The 15,488-nt window shown below is 74.0% G+C and carries 10 protein-coding genes, 1 tRNA gene and 1 other RNA gene; 8 read left to right on the top strand and 4 right to left on the bottom strand.

Annotated elements, in window-relative coordinates:
• Positions 1-58: 58 nt before the first annotated feature.
• Together ACIQ7M_RS31390 and ACIQ7M_RS31385 are read right to left on the bottom strand one after the other, a co-directional pair.
• Entirely contained in the window at positions 59-721 is a 663-nt protein-coding gene (locus ACIQ7M_RS31390) for a LytR C-terminal domain-containing protein (protein ID WP_355768493.1), read from the bottom strand.
• A 90-nt stretch (positions 722-811) separates the two neighbouring features.
• On the bottom strand, positions 812-1,108 hold the full coding sequence (locus ACIQ7M_RS31385; protein WP_003999914.1) for a type II toxin-antitoxin system VapB family antitoxin: 297 nt from the start codon (positions 1,106-1,108) through the stop codon (positions 812-814).
• Between the two features lie 105 nt (positions 1,109-1,213).
• Here ACIQ7M_RS31385 and ACIQ7M_RS31380 point away from each other — a divergent pair, with 105 nt between their 5' ends.
• Positions 1,214-2,863, top strand: coding sequence for a helicase HerA-like domain-containing protein (locus ACIQ7M_RS31380; RefSeq protein WP_403650748.1), 1,650 nt, complete (start codon positions 1,214-1,216; stop codon positions 2,861-2,863).
• Between the two features lie 177 nt (positions 2,864-3,040).
• On the opposite strand, the gene ACIQ7M_RS31375 is transcribed toward ACIQ7M_RS31380, so the two are convergent.
• The gene (locus ACIQ7M_RS31375) at positions 3,041-3,625 is read right to left on the bottom strand and encodes an HhH-GPD-type base excision DNA repair protein (protein ID WP_355768488.1); all 585 of its coding nucleotides are present in this window, start codon (positions 3,623-3,625) and stop codon (positions 3,041-3,043) included.
• Positions 3,626-3,766: 141 nt separating this feature from the next.
• Between ACIQ7M_RS31375 and ACIQ7M_RS31370 the strand changes: the two genes are divergently transcribed.
• The 3 genes from ACIQ7M_RS31370 to ACIQ7M_RS31360 are packed head-to-tail and all read left to right on the top strand — an operon-like array spanning position 3,767 to position 8,372.
• Positions 3,767-5,827 (top strand): penicillin acylase family protein, encoded by a 2,061-nt coding sequence (locus ACIQ7M_RS31370; protein WP_403650746.1) that lies wholly within the window; start codon positions 3,767-3,769, stop codon positions 5,825-5,827.
• Positions 5,817-6,449: a GNAT family N-acetyltransferase gene (locus tag ACIQ7M_RS31365; protein WP_403650744.1), complete on the top strand. Its 633-nt coding sequence runs from the start codon at positions 5,817-5,819 to the stop codon at positions 6,447-6,449. The genes ACIQ7M_RS31370 and ACIQ7M_RS31365 overlap by 11 nt, the downstream gene beginning before the upstream one ends.
• Positions 6,450-6,491: 42 nt before the next feature.
• On the top strand, positions 6,492-8,372 hold the full coding sequence (locus ACIQ7M_RS31360) for a copper resistance CopC/CopD family protein (protein WP_403650919.1): 1,881 nt from the start codon (positions 6,492-6,494) through the stop codon (positions 8,370-8,372).
• A 130-nt stretch (positions 8,373-8,502) separates the two neighbouring features.
• On the opposite strand, the gene ACIQ7M_RS31355 is transcribed toward ACIQ7M_RS31360, so the two are convergent.
• Positions 8,503-8,590, bottom strand: a tRNA-Ser gene (locus tag ACIQ7M_RS31355).
• A 72-nt stretch (positions 8,591-8,662) separates the two neighbouring features.
• Here ACIQ7M_RS31355 and ffs point away from each other — a divergent pair.
• The 4 genes from ffs to ACIQ7M_RS31335 all read left to right on the top strand — a co-directional run bounded on the left by ffs (position 8,663) and on the right by ACIQ7M_RS31335 (position 15,371).
• Positions 8,663-8,761: signal recognition particle sRNA small type (gene ffs, locus ACIQ7M_RS31350), an RNA gene on the top strand.
• 132 nt (positions 8,762-8,893) lie between these two features.
• A complete protein-coding gene (locus tag ACIQ7M_RS31345; protein WP_403650742.1) occupies positions 8,894-11,272 on the top strand; it encodes a DNA polymerase III subunit gamma and tau in 2,379 nt (792 codons plus the stop codon).
• 589 nt (positions 11,273-11,861) lie between these two features.
• Complete coding sequence (purD, locus tag ACIQ7M_RS31340; protein ID WP_355764570.1) at positions 11,862-13,115, top strand: phosphoribosylamine--glycine ligase; 1,254 nt, start codon at positions 11,862-11,864, stop codon at positions 13,113-13,115.
• Between the two features lie 414 nt (positions 13,116-13,529).
• Complete coding sequence (locus tag ACIQ7M_RS31335) at positions 13,530-15,371, top strand: hypothetical protein (RefSeq protein ID WP_403650917.1); 1,842 nt, start codon at positions 13,530-13,532, stop codon at positions 15,369-15,371.
• The last annotated feature ends 117 nt before the right edge of the window (positions 15,372-15,488 follow it).

The raw sequence follows: 15,488 nt of genomic DNA, 5'->3' as shown, positions 1-15,488 counted from the left end.
CCTCGCACGCGAGGGCGGCTCCGGAGTCGCGGGTGCTTCTCCGTGACCGGTCCCGGGGTCAGCAGTTCTTCTTCGAGCCGGCCGCCGCCGGCTTGGGCTGCGTCAGGACGGTCAGCGCCTTGTCGGCGTCCTCCTTCTTCGACAGCGCCTTGAAACCGTTGCCGATGATCAGGTCGACCGTGGTGGCCTGGGCGCGGCCGTCGGTCTTCAGCTGGGCGCCGGAGAGCTGGGTGTTGAGGACGGGCAGCGCGGCCTGGCCGGCGGCCTTGGCGCCGAGCAGTATCCCGGCGCCCGTGACCTTCTTGTCGTACGCGGCCGTCGCGTTGCCCACGTCACCGATCTTGAAGCCGCGCTTCTTCAGCTCGTCCGCCGTCTGCTTCGCGAGCCCGCTGCGGGGTGTCGCGTTGAGGACGTTCACGGTGATCTGGGCGGGCTTCGGCAGCGTGGACGCGACCGCGGCGGCGGCAGCGGCGGACGCCTTCGCCTCCGGCGTGACCTTCGACGCGCAGTCCGACTTGGTCCCGGCCGCCGTGGCCTCGCTGCCGCCCGTGTAGATGTCGATGAGCTGCAGCGACCCCCACCCGATCAGCCCGAGGACGGTGACGGACGTGATGCTCACGAACACGAACTTGCGACGCCCGCGGGGGCGGCGCATCCGCGGGTACTTGTCCCCCGTGATCCGATACTGGCCACCCATGCCAGGGGGAGTAAGCATGCTCATGGGCGCAGCGTAGTGCGCCGGGGCGCCAATGCCTACTAGATGATCATTGCCCGGCGTTCAGTTCAACCCATTGGGGTCAAGCCGTGGCCATTAGTCCAGTTCAAGAACGCGCGCGTGCAGCACCTGGCGCTGCTGCAGCGCGGCGCGGACGGCGCGGTGCAGGCCGTCCTCCAGGTACAGATCGCCCTGCCACTTGACGACGTGGGCGAAGAGGTCGCCGTAGAAGGTGGAGTCCTCGGCGAGGAGGGTCTCCAGGTCGAGCTGGCCCTTCGTCGTCACGAGCTGATCGAGGCGGACCGGGCGCGGCGCGACGTCCGCCCACTGCCGGGTGCTTTCCCGGCCGTGGTCGGGGTACGGCCGGCCGTTTCCGATGCGCTTGAAGATCACACGGAAAGCCTACCGGTCAAGACCTTCCGGGCGCAGCCATGGCGGCGGAGTGCGACGCTGGAAAACATGTCGTAAATCCTTGCAAACCGGGAACAGGGGTCTGATATGAGTGACGGTGAGACCGTCCGGTCGGCTGCCGCCGGGACCGCTCCCGAGCGGGCCGGCGGCGCCCCCGCGCTCCCGCGGGAGGCCCTGGACATCGCGGCCGGCTACGCCTTCGCGGGCCCCGCTCTCGACCTCGGCGCGCTGCTCTGGGACGGGGCGTGCCTGCCGGACGCGCAGATCCGCGTTCCGCTGCCGATGCTCAACCGGCACGGCCTGGTGGCGGGCGCCACCGGCACCGGCAAGACCAAGACGCTCCAGCTCATCGCCGAGCAGCTCTCCGCACAGGGGGTCCCCGTCTTCCTCGCCGACATCAAGGGCGACGTCTCCGGGATCTCGGCTCCGGGCGAACCGGGGACGAAGGTCCGGGAACGGGCCCAGGAGGTCAACCAGGAGTGGACACCGGGCGGCTGCCCGGCCGAGTTCTACGCGCTCGGCGGCCTCGGCCACGGCATTCCCGTACGCGCCACGGTCACCAGCTTCGGGCCGGTGCTGCTGTCCAAGGTGCTCCAGCTCAACCGGACCCAGGAGCAGTCGCTCGGGCTGATCTTCCACTACGCCGACCAGAAGGGCCTGGAGCTGGTCGACCTCAAGGACCTGCGCGCGGTCGTCGCCTTTCTGACCTCGGACGAGGGCAAGCGGGAACTGAAGGGGATCGGCGGGCTGTCCACCGCCACGGCGGGTGTCATCCTGCGCTCGCTGACGGCCTTCGAGGCGCAGGGCATGAGCCCCTTCTTCGGGGAGCCGGAGTTCGACACGAGCGAGCTGACGCGGCTCGCGCCGGACGGCCGCGGCGTGGTGTCGGTCCTCGAACTGCCCGCCGTGCAGGACAGGCCGCAGCTCTTCTCGACGTTCCTGATGTGGATGCTCGCCGATCTCTTCCACGACCTCCCGGAGGTCGGCGACGCGGACCGGCCGAAGCTCGTCTTCTTCTTCGACGAGGCCCATCTGCTCTTCAGCGACGCGTCGAAGGCGTTCCTGGACTCGATCACGCAGACGGTCCGGCTGATTCGCTCGAAAGGAGTCGGCGTCTTCTTCGTGACGCAGACGCCGAAGGACGTACCCGCGGACGTTCTCGCCCAGCTCGGCAACCGCGTCCAGCACGCGCTGCGGGCCTTCACGCCGGACGACCAGAAGGCGCTGAAGGCCACCGTGAAGACGTTCCCCGACTCCCCGTACGACCTCGAAGAGGTCCTCATGGGGCTGGGCACCGGCGAGGCCGTGGTCACGGTGCTGAGCGAGAAGGGCGCCCCGACGCCCGTCGCGGCGACCCGGCTGCGCGCGCCGGGGTCGTTGATGGGTCCGGTGGAGGCGGACGCGCTCGACCGGGCGGTGCGGGAGTCGCCGCTGTACGGGCGGTACGCGCAGGCGGTGGACAGGGAGTCGGCGTACGAGAAGCTGACGGCGGCCGAGGCCTCCGAGGCGCGGCCCGCGCCTTCCGCGTCGTCCTCGCGAGCGGGGGGCGGGACGGACACCCGGCCCGCGTCCGGGGCCGGACGCTCCGGCGGTCGGAGCGCGCCGAAGGAGGAGCCCTCCATGGTCGAGCAGGTCGTCGGCAGCGGGCTGTTCAAGTCCCTGGCGCGGTCGGTGGGTACCCAGATCGGGCGGGAGATCACCCGCTCGGTCTTCGGAACGGCGCGCAGGCGGCGCTGACACCGCTTCCGGTTTCCGTGGACGTCCGGAGGCCGGGCCGGCGCTCGGCGGGTGGGAAGCCGCGCAGGTCCCTCGGGCTGTCAGGAAGCGGTCCCCCCCGGCGGCCGGAAGCGACCCGTGCCCCCGGGCGGCCGGGAAGCCGCGCCGCCCCGGCGGAGGGGAGCGGGGTGGGCCGGGTCAGCCGCGGGCGGCCTTCGCCGCCGCCTTCATCTCCTGCTTGTGGGCGCGGACCTTGGTGAGGGACTCCGGGCCGGTGATGTCGGCGACCGAGCGGAACGAGCCGGATTCGCCGTACGGTCCCGCCGCCTCGCGCCAGCCCTCGGGAGCGACCCCGAGCTGCTTGCCGAGGAGGGCCACGAAGATCTGGGCCTTCTGCGCACCGAAACCGGGCAGTTCCTTGAGCCGGCGCAACAGCTCCGCGCCGCTCTCGGCGTCCTTCCAGACGGCGGCGGCGTCTCCGTCGTAGTGCTCGACGAGGTACTGGCAGAGCTGATGGATGCGCTTGCCCATCGAGCCGGGATAGCGGTGCACGGCGGGTTTGGCCGAGAGCAGCTCGGCGAACTTCTCCGGGTCGTACGAGGCGATCTCGTGCGCGTCGAGATCGTCCGCCCCCATGCGCCGGGCGATCGTGTACGGGCCCGCGAAGGCCCACTCCATCGGCACCTGCTGGTCCAGCAGCATGCCGACCAGGGCGGCGAGGGGGCTGCGGCCGAGCAGTTCGTCGGCCTCGGGCTGCTGGGCGAGGTGAAGCGTGACGTCCATGGACCGATGATCCCGCGTACGGGGGCGGGCCGCGCGGTCGCGGCCGTGCCGGCCGACCGGCTTCACCGGGTCCTCACCACCGACGTACGATCCCCAAGATTAAATTAGGTTAGCCTAACCTGACATGACTGGGGATGGACCGTGACCGCCGAGATCTACCGTGACCCCTGGGGCATCCCGCACCTGCGCGCCGGCAGCGCCCCGGAACTCGCCCACGCCCAGGGCCGGGTCACCGCCCGGGACCGCGCCTGGCAGCTCGAGGTCGAGCGGCACCGCTACCAGGGCACCTCGGCCGCGTTCCTCGGCGCCGAGTCCGTCGGATGGGACCGGTTCGCCCGGCAGGCCCGGCTCGACGACACCGCGCGACGCTGCTTCGCCGCCCTGGAGCGACGCGATCCCGAGACCGCCGCGTGGGTCGTCGCGTACGTCGACGGCGTCAACGCCGGGCTGGCCGAAGGGGCCGCGCGGGCACCCGAGTTCGCGGCGAGCGGGCTCACCCCGGGGCGCTGGGAGCCCTGGAGCCCGCTGGGCGTCTGGCTCGGTACCCACATCCTGTTCGCCGGATTTCCCGCCAAGCTGTGGCGCGAGGAGGTCGCCCGGCGGCTCGGCGCGGACGCGGTCGGCCTGTTCGCCATGGACGGCCCGGGCACGTCCGGGAGCAACGGATGGCTGGTGAGCGGCGAACGCACCGCCACCGGACAGGCGTTGATCGCCGGTGACCCGCACCGCTTCATCGAGGACCCCGGCGTCTACCAGCAGATCCGCCTGTCCTGCCCGGAGTTCGACGTCGTCGGCATCGCCGTCCCCGGTGTCCCCGGCATCGCCCACTTCGCCCACACCGGAACCGTCGCCTGGGCGATCACCAACGCGATGGCCGACTACCAGGACCTCTACCGCGAGCGGCTGCGCGACGCCGGCGGCGGCGCCGTCGAGGCCCTCGACCCCGACGGGGTGTGGCGGGCCGCCGCACGGCACACCGAGCGGGTGGAGGTGGCCGGCGGCGAGAGCGTCGAGGTCGAGGTGATCGAGACGGCGCGCGGGCCCGTGGTGATCGGGGGCACCGGCGCCGAGGAGTCCGTCAGCCTGCGCTACCCGCCCCGCGTGACCGCTGACCTCGGCTTCGGCGCGCTCCTGCCGCTGCTGCGGGCCCGCCGGGTCGCCGACGTGGACCGGGCCCTCGACGCCTGGGCGGAGCCGGTGAACGTCGTGCAGGCCGCCGACACCGAGGGCGGGGTGCTGCACCGGGTCGCGGGCCGGGTCCCGCTGCGCGCCACGGCCAACCGCGTGCGGGTGGTGAACGCGTGGGAGGCCGGCCACGAGTGGACCGGCTGGCACGAGATGCCCCGCGGCCCGGTCGAGGACGGACTCGCCGTGATGGCGAACCAGCGCGGGCCCGCGACCCCGCTCGGAGTCGAGTTCGCGCCGCCGCACCGCGCCGACCGCATCCACGAACTGCTCGACACGGGACGGACGTGGGCGGCGGCGGACATGCCGGCCGTCCACATGGACACCCGTCTCGGATCCGCGGCGGCCCTGCTGGACCCGCTGGCCGCGCTCGAACTCTCCGGCGCGGCGGCCGAACTCCGGGACCGGCTCCTGCGCTGGGACCGGCACATGGACGCGGGCAGCGGCACGGCCGCGCTGTTCGCCCAGGTGCGCGACGCGGTCGTACGCCGGCTCGTGGCGCACCCGGCGCTCGCCGTCCTGGCCGACCCGCCCGCCCTTCCGGCCGTCTTCCTGCCCTGGCTCGCGCTCACCCCGCGCGTCGCCTTCGCCCTCGAGAACCTGCTGACGGCGGGGGAGTCGTACGGCATCGACCGCGACGCCGTGCTCCGGGCCGCCGTCGAGGAAGCGGCCGCCGTGCCCGTCTCCCGCACCTGGGGCGACACCCATCGCCTCGCCCCCTGGCGGGCGCTCCCCGGCACCCCGTACGACGAACCGGCCCTGTCCGGCGACAACGACTGCGTCCTGTCCACCTCGTCGCTCCCCGGACTGACCGACCTGAGCGCCCGCGGACCCGCGGCCCGGTACGTCTGGGACCTCGCCGACCGGGACGACAGCCGCTGGGTGGTCCCCTTCGGAGCCGACGGCGTTCCCGGCGCGGTCCACCACCGCGACCAACTCCCCTTGTGGCTCAAGGGAGACCTCGTTCCGGTGACCACCGACTGGAACACGCTGACCAAGGAGAGCGATGACGACTGAGACGTACGCCGGCACCCGCGAGGCCGTCCACGAGCAGCGGATCGACGGGTTCGGGACGGTCCGCGTGCTGCCCGTGGACCCGCACGCCGACCTCGACGTGCTGCACGGCTGGGTCACCGAGGAGCGGGCCGCGTACTGGGGGATGACCGGGTTCACGAGGGAGCAGGTGCTGGAGACCTATCTGCACCTCGACTCGCTCGACACCCACCACGCCTTCCTCACGCTCAAGGACGGCGTCCCGGCCGCGCTCTTCCAGACCTACGAGCCCGAGGCCGACCGCGTCTCCGAGTGCTACGAGGTCCGGCCCGGCGACATCGGCGTCCATCTGCTCATCGGGCCTCCGGCGCCGGGCGCCGGCGAGCGGCCGGGCTGGTCGTCCACGCTGCTGTCCGCGTTCCTGACGTACGCGCTGACCGGACTCGGCCGGCGGCGGGCCGTCGTCGAACCCGACGCCCGCAACGCCAAGGCCATCGCCCGGCTGACCCGGCAGGGTTTCGTCCCCGCCGGAGAGATCGTGCTCCCCGGGATCGACCTGCCCGAGGTCCGGCTGCCCGAGAAGCGCGCCCGGCTCGCCTTCCTCACCCGTGAGGCCTTCGAGAAGGGCCCGACGGCCCCGAGGTGAGCCGGACGCGGCCCGATTCCGTACATGACCGAGACTCTGGACATGCGGATACGGAGACGGCGTGTGAACGGAAGCGGGCAGCGAGAGCGACGGCTTTACGCCAGGGCCCTGGCCCTGCTGGGCGGTGTCCTGGTCCTGGTGCTCTTCGGCGGCGTGGGCGGCGCGTCCGCCCACGCCGCGCTGACGGGCACCGATCCGCGGGAAGGCAGCGTGCTGAAGTCGGCGCCCCGCCGGGTGACGCTGACGTTCAGTGAGTCGATCGGCCTGTTCGACGACTCCTTCCGCGTGCTCGACCCGGAGAACCGGCGCGTCCGCACCGGTGAACCCGAGCACGCGGACGGCCGTTCCGACACCGCCGGCGTCACCCTGCCGCGCGGCCTCGGCGACGGCACGTACACCGTCGCCTGGCGAGTCGTCTCGGCGGACAGCCACCCCGTCTCCGGCGCCTTCACGTTCTCCGTCGGCAAACCCTCCGCGACCCCCGCCCCGCCGCCGCCCACCGCCGGCGACCCCCTGTCCTCCGCCCTCTACGACATCGCCCGCTACGCCGCGTACACCGGACTCGCCCTGCTCATCGGCGCGGTCACGTTCGTGCTCGCCTGCGGCTTCCCGGGCTCCGTACGGCGGCTCCTCGTGACCGGCTGGTGGATCCTGCTCGGCTCCACGTTCGCGCTGCTCCTGCTGCGCGGCCCCTACGAGCGCGGCACCGGCGTGTCGGAGGTCTTCGACCCGGACGGCCTCAGCGACACCCTGGCCAGCCGGCCCGGTGTCGTCCTGGTGGCGCGGCTGGCGCTGCTCGCCGCCGTGGCCTTCGTGCCCCCGCGGCCGCCGGTACGGGACCGGGGAGCCGGCCGTGGCGTCCTCGTGCTCGGGGTGCTGTTCTCGCTGGCCCTGGCGGTCACCTGGGCCGCCAGTGAACACGCGTCCGCCGGGATCCAGGTGCCCGCCGCGATGGTCTCCTCCGTGCTGCATCTGCTCGCCATGGCGGTGTGGCTCGGCGGTCTGGCCGCCCTGCTGGCCGCCCTGCACCGCCCCGCCGAGCCGGTCCCCCCGGCCGTCGTCACCCGCTTCTCCCGGCTCGCCCTCGCCTCGGTCGCCGTCCTCGCGGTCACCGGCGTCTACCAGTCCTGGCGCGGACTCGGCTCCTGGGACGCCCTGACCTCGACCGAGTACGGCAGGCTCCTGGTCGTGAAGGTCGTCCTCGTGGCGCTGCTCCTGGCGGGAGCCGCGTTCTCACGGCGCTGGACGGCCCGGCTGGCAGCGACGCGGGCCCCCGCCACCGTCCCGGCCGCCCGCGTCCCGGTCCCGGTCGCGGTGCCGGCCTCGGACGGGTCGGCTTCGGACGGGTCGGCCTCGGAGGAGTCGCCTTCGGCGGGAGACGGGACGACGGGAGACGGGGCGAAGGGAGACGGGGCGAAGGACGGGCCGGGGGACACCGAGTACCACCGGGGACTGCGCCGCTCGGTGCTCGCCGAGGTCACCGTGGGCATCCTGGTGCTGGTGATCACGACGATGCTGACCGGGACCCAGCCGGGCCGTGCCGAGGCGGAGGGCGCCGACGCGGTCGCGGCCGTGCGCCGGGTGACCTCGAAGACGACCCTGGTGCCCTTCGACGTCGGCACCCCGGGCGGTCACGGCAAGGCCCAGGTCGAGCTGACGCCCGGCCAGGTCGGGGAGAACTCCGTGCAGGTCGTGATCTTCGGCCCCGACGGCGGCCTCGTCACCGTCCCCGAGGTGCGCCTGACCTTCACCCTGGAATCCCGGAAGGTCGGCCCGATCGACGCGGAGATCACCGACAAGGGCGGCTACTGGACCTCCGACGGCCTCACCCTCCCCCTGCCCGGCACCTGGACGATGAAGGTCACCGTCCGCACCAGCGATCTGGACGAGGTCACGGTCTCGAAGAAGGTGACGATCGACTGAGCCCGACGGGCGCGGGTCCCGGCCACGACGGTGGCCTGGACCCGCGCCCACCCGATCATCGGGCGGGACAACGTCGAAGGGCCCCGCTGCAAGCAGCGGGGCCCTTCGACGTTAGTGCCCGGTGAGGCACTGGCGGAGGATACGAGATTCGAACTCGTGAGGGGTTGCCCCCAACACGCTTTCCAAGCGTGCGCCCTAGGCCTCTAGGCGAATCCTCCGGGGCAAACAATACAAGACGTTGAGGAGTGCTCGCGAACTCGTTCCCCGCCCCGCGGATCCTGTACTCTTTGCGGAGCCCCTCACGTGGCGCTATCTGACTGAACTCCCCCAGGGCCGGAAGGCAGCAAGGGTAGGTCGGCTCTGGCGGGTGCGTGGGGGGCGCTTGCGTTTCCGGGGCGGCCGCCCGGACGGCCCAGGGGCCGGCGGCCGTGTCCGCCGGGGACCGGATGCCGTCGGGGGTCGCGCACGGGATGCGCTCGGGGCGGTCCTTGATGTCAGTGGGCGCCTATAACCTCGTAGACGTGTCGTCTCTCGCGCTGTACCGCCGCTATCGCCCGGAGTCGTTCGCCGAGGTCATCGGGCAGGAGCATGTCACCGACCCGTTGTCGCAGGCGCTGCGGAACAACCGGGTCAATCACGCGTACCTGTTCAGCGGTCCGCGCGGGTGCGGCAAGACGACGAGCGCGCGCATCCTGGCCCGCTGCCTGAACTGCGAGCAGGGCCCCACCCCGACCCCGTGCGGGCAGTGCCAGTCCTGTCAGGACCTCGCCCGCAGCGGCCGGGGATCCATCGACGTCATCGAGATCGACGCGGCTTCGCACGGTGGTGTGGACGACGCCCGTGACCTGCGCGAAAAGGCCTTCTTCGGGCCCGCGAGCAGCCGGTACAAGATCTACATCATCGACGAGGCCCACATGGTCACGCCGGCCGGGTTCAACGCGCTGCTGAAGGTCGTCGAGGAGCCCCCGGAGCACCTCAAGTTCATCTTCGCCACGACCGAGCCCGAGAAGGTCATCGGGACGATCCGGTCGCGGACCCACCACTACCCGTTCCGGCTGGTGCCGCCCGGCACCCTGCGCGAGTACCTCGGCCAGGTCTGCGGGCAGGAGGGGATCCCCGTCGCGGACGGCGTGCTGCCCCTCGTCGTACGGGCCGGCGCGGGGTCCGTGCGTGACTCCATGTCCGTGATGGACCAACTGCTCGCGGGTTCCGCCGACGACGGTGTGACGTACGCCATGGCGACCTCGCTGCTCGGGTACACGGACGCCTCCCTGCTGGACGCCGTCGTGGAGGCGTTCGCGGCCGGGGACGGCGCCGCCGCCTTCGAAGTGGTGGACACCGTCATCGAAGGCGGCAACGACCCGCGGCGGTTCGTCGCCGACCTGCTGGAGCGGCTGCGGGACCTGGTGATCCTGGCCGCCGTCCCGGACGCGGTGGAGAAGGGGCTCATCGACGCCCCGGTCGACGTGGTGGAGCGCATGCAGGCCCAGGCCGGGGTCTTCGGCGCCGCCGAGCTGAGCCGCGCGGCCGACCTCGTCAACGACGGGCTGACGGAGATGCGCGGGGCCACCTCGCCGCGCCTTCAGCTCGAACTCATCTGCGCCCGCGTCCTGCTGCCCGCCGCCTACGGGGACGAGCGGTCCGTCATGGCCCGCCTCGACCGTATCGAGCGCGGGGTGAACTTCTCGGGCGGTGGAGCCGCCCCCGCCATGGGGTACGTGCCCGGACCCGAGGCGCACGGCCCGATGCCGGTCCCGCAGGCCGGCCCTGCGGCTCCCCCGGTTCCTCCGGGCGGCGGCCTCGCGGCGGCCCGCGCGGCGGCCCGGGGAACGGGACAGGGCGCGCCGCAGGGCGCGGGCCAGGTGGCGGGGCACGGGGGTGCCGGGGACAGCGCCGGTGCCGTGCCGGGCGCGATGCCCGGCACGACGGCTCCCGCGGTGTCCGCCGCTCCCGCGACGCCCGTCGCCCCCGCGGTGCCCGCCGCGTCCCACACCGCCCCGGCTCCCGCGGCGGCGCCGTCACCGGCTCCCTCCGCCCCCGAGCAGCCCACGGCTCCGTCCGGCGCCCCCACGGGGGCCGCGCCCGGTGCCTGGCCCACCGCGACGGCGGCCGGCAGCGGCCGACGGCCCGGCGGCTGGCCCACGACGGCCTCCGCCGGCGGCGGGCGCCCCCCGGCGCAGTCCGCACCGGCGACCGGCGCCGCACCCGCGGTTCCGGCCGCCGCTCCGGGAGCGCCCCAGGCCGCGGCTCCGGCCGCGGGCGGTCTCGACCCGCGCGTGCTGTGGCCGAACATCCTGGAGGCGGTGAAGAACCGCCGCCGCTTCACCTGGATCCTGCTCAGCCAGAACGCGCAGGTCACGGCATTCGACGGCACGACCCTGCAGATCGGCTTCGTCAACGCCGGGGCGCGGGACAACTTCGCGAGCAGCGGCAGCGAGGACGTGCTGCGGCAGGCGCTGGCCGAGCAGTTCAACGTGCAGTGGAAGGTCGAGGCCATCGTGGACGCCTCGGGCGGCTCGGCACCGCCGCAGGTCCCGGCGGGAGGCGGTTACGGCGGCGGAGGGGGCTACGGCAGCGGTGGCGCGGGAGGCCACGGCGGTGGCACCGGAGGCGGCGGGTACGGCGGGGCTCCGGCCGGTCAGCGCCCCGCGCCCCAGCAGCCGTCCGCTCCGGCCTCCGGGCCCGCGGCCCCGCAGTCCGGCCCGTCCGGCGGCCGTCCCCAGTCCATGGGCATGTCCGCGCCCGCGTCGGCCCCGGCGTACGAGCCGCCGCCGGTCGCCCCGGAGGACGACACCCCGGAGGACGACGACCCCGACCTGGACGAGTCCGCCCTCTCGGGCCACGAACTGATCGTCCGTGAACTCGGCGCGACGGTGATCGAGGAATTCTCGAACGAGTAGGTCCCGACCCCCGGGAACGGTCCCACGGGCCTGAGGCACCGCCGACCGCGCTGCGGCGGCGTCAGCCAGGCCTCCGCGAGCCCCGGCCCTGCCCCACCGACTCGGGCCCCGGCACGGCAGCTTTCGGCCCTGCCCCCGCCTCGCATCCGCCGTGCGCCGGCCGCCGGAGGTCGGGCACTCCGGGACGGGCAGGCAGGTCGGCCGTCATCGGGTTTCGGCCCTGCCCTCGCCTCGAACCCGCCGCGCGCCACCCGCCGGAGGTCGGACACTCCTGGACCGACAGGCAGGCCTGTCGGCCGCCGCTGGGTTTGTGGGGCGCTTGTCCGCCGGTGCGCGGCCGGTCCGTCCCGGACGCCGGGCCCCGGACGCCGGGCCCCGGACGCCGGGCCCCGGACGCCGGCGCCCCGGACGCCGGCGCCCCGGACGCCGGACGCCGGTCATCGGCCCTTGGGGTGCCTCCGTCGGTGCGCGGGACCTCCCCGCCCGGTACGCCGGAGCCCCGCTTCCTGGAGGATCGCACCAGGCCCGTACCCCCGGTGGCTCGGAAGCCCCTACAAGGGCCGGGCCGGGGGACGGCTAGGCTGGGGCTGTGAAGGTCCTTGTCATCGGTGGTGGCGCCCGCGAACACGCCCTGTGCCGCTCCCTGTCCCTCGACCCCGAGGTCACCGCCCTGCACTGCGCTCCCGGCAACGCCGGGATCGCGGAGGTGGCGGAGCCGCACGCGGTCGACGCCCTCGACGGCGCCGCCGTGGCCGCGCTGGCCACGGAGCTCGGCGCCGAGCTGGTGATCGTGGGCCCGGAGGCCCCGCTCGTCGCCGGTGTCGCCGACGCCGTGCGCGCCGCGGGCATCCCCTGCTTCGGCCCCTCGCGGGAGGCGGCGCGGCTCGAAGGCTCCAAGGCGTTCGCGAAGGACGTGATGGCGGGTGCCGGCGTCCCCACGGCACGCTCGTACGTCTGCGCGACGCCGGAGGAGGTCGACGAGGCGCTCGACGCGTTCGGAGCCCCGTACGTCGTGAAGGACGACGGACTGGCGGCCGGCAAGGGCGTCGTCGTGACCGACGACCTCGAGACGGCGCGGGCGCACGCCAACGCCTGCGACCGCGTCGTCATCGAGGAGTTCCTCGACGGCCCCGAGGTCTCGCTCTTCGCGATCACCGACGGCACGACCGTCGTCCCGCTCCAGCCCGCCCAGGACTTCAAGCGCGCGCTGGACGGCGACGAGGGTCCGAACACCGGCGGCATGGGCGCGTACTCGCCGCTGCCGTGGGCCGACCCGAAGCTCGTCGAGGAGGTCATGGAGACCGTCCTCCAGCCGACCGTCGACGAACTGCGCCGCCGCGGCACCCCGTTCTCCGGACTCCTGTACGCCGGTCTGGCGATCACCAGCCGTGGCGTGCGGGTCATCGAGTTCAACGCCCGCTTCGGCGACCCCGAGACCCAGGTGGTCCTCGCCCGGCTGACGACCCCGCTCGCGGGTGTCCTGCTGGCCTCCGCGAACGGCACGCTCGCCGATCTGGAGCCCCTGCGCTGGAGCGACGACGCGGCGGTAACCGTCGTCGTGGCCTCGCACAACTACCCGGACACCCCGCGCACCGGCGACCCGATCACCGGGCTCGACGAGGTGGCCGCGAAGGACGCCCCGCACGCGTACGTCCTGCACGCCGGCACCCGCCACGAGGGCGGCGCGGTCGTGAGCGCGGGCGGTCGTGTGCTGTCCGTCACAGCGATCGGATCCGGCCTCACCGAGGCCCGCGAGCGCGCCTACGCGGCCGTCGCCCGCATCGGCCTGGACGGTTCGCAGCACCGCACGGACATCGCCGCGAAGGCGGCGGCCGAGGCGTAGCCCACGGTCCCGGCCGGGGCATGACCCACGGTCCCGGCCGAGGCGCGGCCCACGGTCCCCATAGCAGTACCCGGCCCCGGACTCCGTACGGAATCCGGGGCCTTGTCTTGTTGCGTCCAGGCCTCTCCACCTGCGGATTTCTGTACGGAACCGGAAGCCCGTCCGGGTTCCGCCGTCATCCACCTCTCCCCAGAGCCATTCCATCGAGTGACCGATGCCGTATCCGGCTGACGAGGGCCGGGGCCCCAACTATGGTGCGGCGAAAGCATTCCGGCACTTGGCCCACCGGCATTGCGATGTCGGTGGCGGGTGCCACAGTGGGGGAGTGACCAACGCCAGGGCATTCGTCGGCACCGGCAGCGACACGGCCGGTGCCAGGCGGACAAGAGGGGGTGACGTCCGGTCGTGACCGGTATGGGTGTGGAGGTGGGCGCGCAGGCAGCGCGCTCCCGGGCTCTCGCTGTGCTGCGCGTCCGCAGCCGGGCGCTGGCCGTCGCCCTGCTGCCCGCGGCCGTGGCCGTCGTGCTGCTCGTCGCCGGCGCCACCGGCCGCGTCACCGGCAGGCCCTGGGGAATCGCGGGATGGACCGTGACGGTGTTCGCCGTCCTCGTCCTCCTCGCGGCGGCGGGCATCGCGCTCGTCGTGGCGCGCGCCCGGCCGGCCATGAGCCCCACGGTCCCGATCGCCGAGGCATCGGCCCCAGATCTGTACCGCATGGTCCGTGACCTGGCCGACCGTCTCGACGTCCCGGCCCCCTCGGCGATAGCGCTCACCCCGGACTGCGACAGTTGGCTGGAGGACCGCACCCACCGGGCGCACGGCCGTTTCTCACCGAACGGACGGGACGAGCAGGACGGCCGGCGCGGAGGTCCGGGCGGAAGCGGCACGGTGGTGACCGCGCTGACCGACCGTGCCGCCCGGCTGACCACCGCCCCCGTCCTCGTCATCGGCTCTCCCTTCCTGTGGTGGATGCGGGTCGGCGAACTGCGGGCCGTCCTCGCCCCCGTCGTCGCCGGTACGGGCCCCTCGGCGCACCCGGACATAGCCGCGGCCCGCCGCTTCGTCCGCGGTCTGGACGCGGCCGTGGCCGTGGCCTCGGCGCCCGGCCGGGGCCCGCTGTCCCGCACGGTCCTGGCCGGCGTCGGCTGGGTCACCCGGCTCCTGCTGCGCGGCTGCCGGGGGCACGCGGCCGAGATGGAGCGGGCCGTGGCGTCGGCGGCGGCCGAGCGCGCACAGGCCGTGGACTACGGCGTGCGGATCGTCGCCCAGGAACAGGTGGGCCTGGCCTACGCGGGCTGGGACCGCCTGCTGACCCGCGTGGCGCTGCCCGCCTGGCGGATGGGCCGCTGGCCCTCCCGCCTGGACGTGGGTGTCGTCGCCGCCCTGACCGAACTGTCCCGCCGCGACCGCCTCGCCGAGGGTTTCGCCTCCCGGCTCGGCGAGCGCCCCGCCTGCGACCTGCTCGAAGAGCCCGGCGCCGTGGACGAGGCCGCCTCGCTGCTCGCCGCCCGGCTCTTCCACGGCGGTCCCGCCGAGGCCGGCCCCGACTGGGCGCCGGTCGACTGGCAGGACTATCCGGACGAGGTCGTCGACCGCAAGTGGCGCACCGACGCGGCCCGGCTCCACCGCGTCCTGGACGCGCTCGGCGTCCGCCACCCCGCCGACCCCGCGCTGCCCGAGGCGGACGGGCCCACCCTGGCCCGTGTGCTCGACCACCTGTCCGCGCCCTCGGCAGTCGCGCCCGCGGAGGATTCCGGCCGTGCGGCCGTCCTCGCCGAGCACCGCACCGAGGCGTACGGAGAGATGGGGATCGCCGAGAGCGACGACCCGGACCTCGCCGTGGGCAACGAGCGGTCCGCGGCCCTCGCCGCCCGGCTCACCGCGGAACTGGCCCGCGAGGAGGCGTCCGCACCGGCGAAGCCCCGGCCCGCCGGGAGCGCCGGGCAGCGGGACACCGACCACGACCTGTGGGACGACCGGATGCTGCCGCTGTTCCCCCTCCAGCCGCCCAGGACCGGCCGCGAGCTGCTGGCCGACCACGTCACGGCGATGGTCTGCTGCTCCGCGATGGACACCGCGGGGGCGGTTCCCGGACTCGACTGGCTGGACGGCCCGTCCCTCCTCGTCGGCGGTGAACGGGCCGCCGACATCGGCCCCCGTGTCCTGACCCTCATAGAGACGGGGGACCCCGTGCCCCTGCGGGACTGGCTCCGCCATCTCGGCGTCCGCCCGGAGAAGCCGGTCCGACTGGTCTGACGGCGGCCCGTCGGGCGGCCGTCCCGCCGCATCGGTCCCCGGTCCTGCCCCACCGTTCGCAGGCGCCCCGGCCCAGGCGGAGCGACCCGTTCCACTCACGCCAATTCGCGACGAACG

Source organism: Streptomyces sp. NPDC096324, assembly GCF_044763015.1.
Lineage (GTDB): Bacteria > Actinomycetota > Actinomycetes > Streptomycetales > Streptomycetaceae > Streptomyces.
This window is presented reverse-complemented; position numbering and strand designations above follow the sequence as displayed.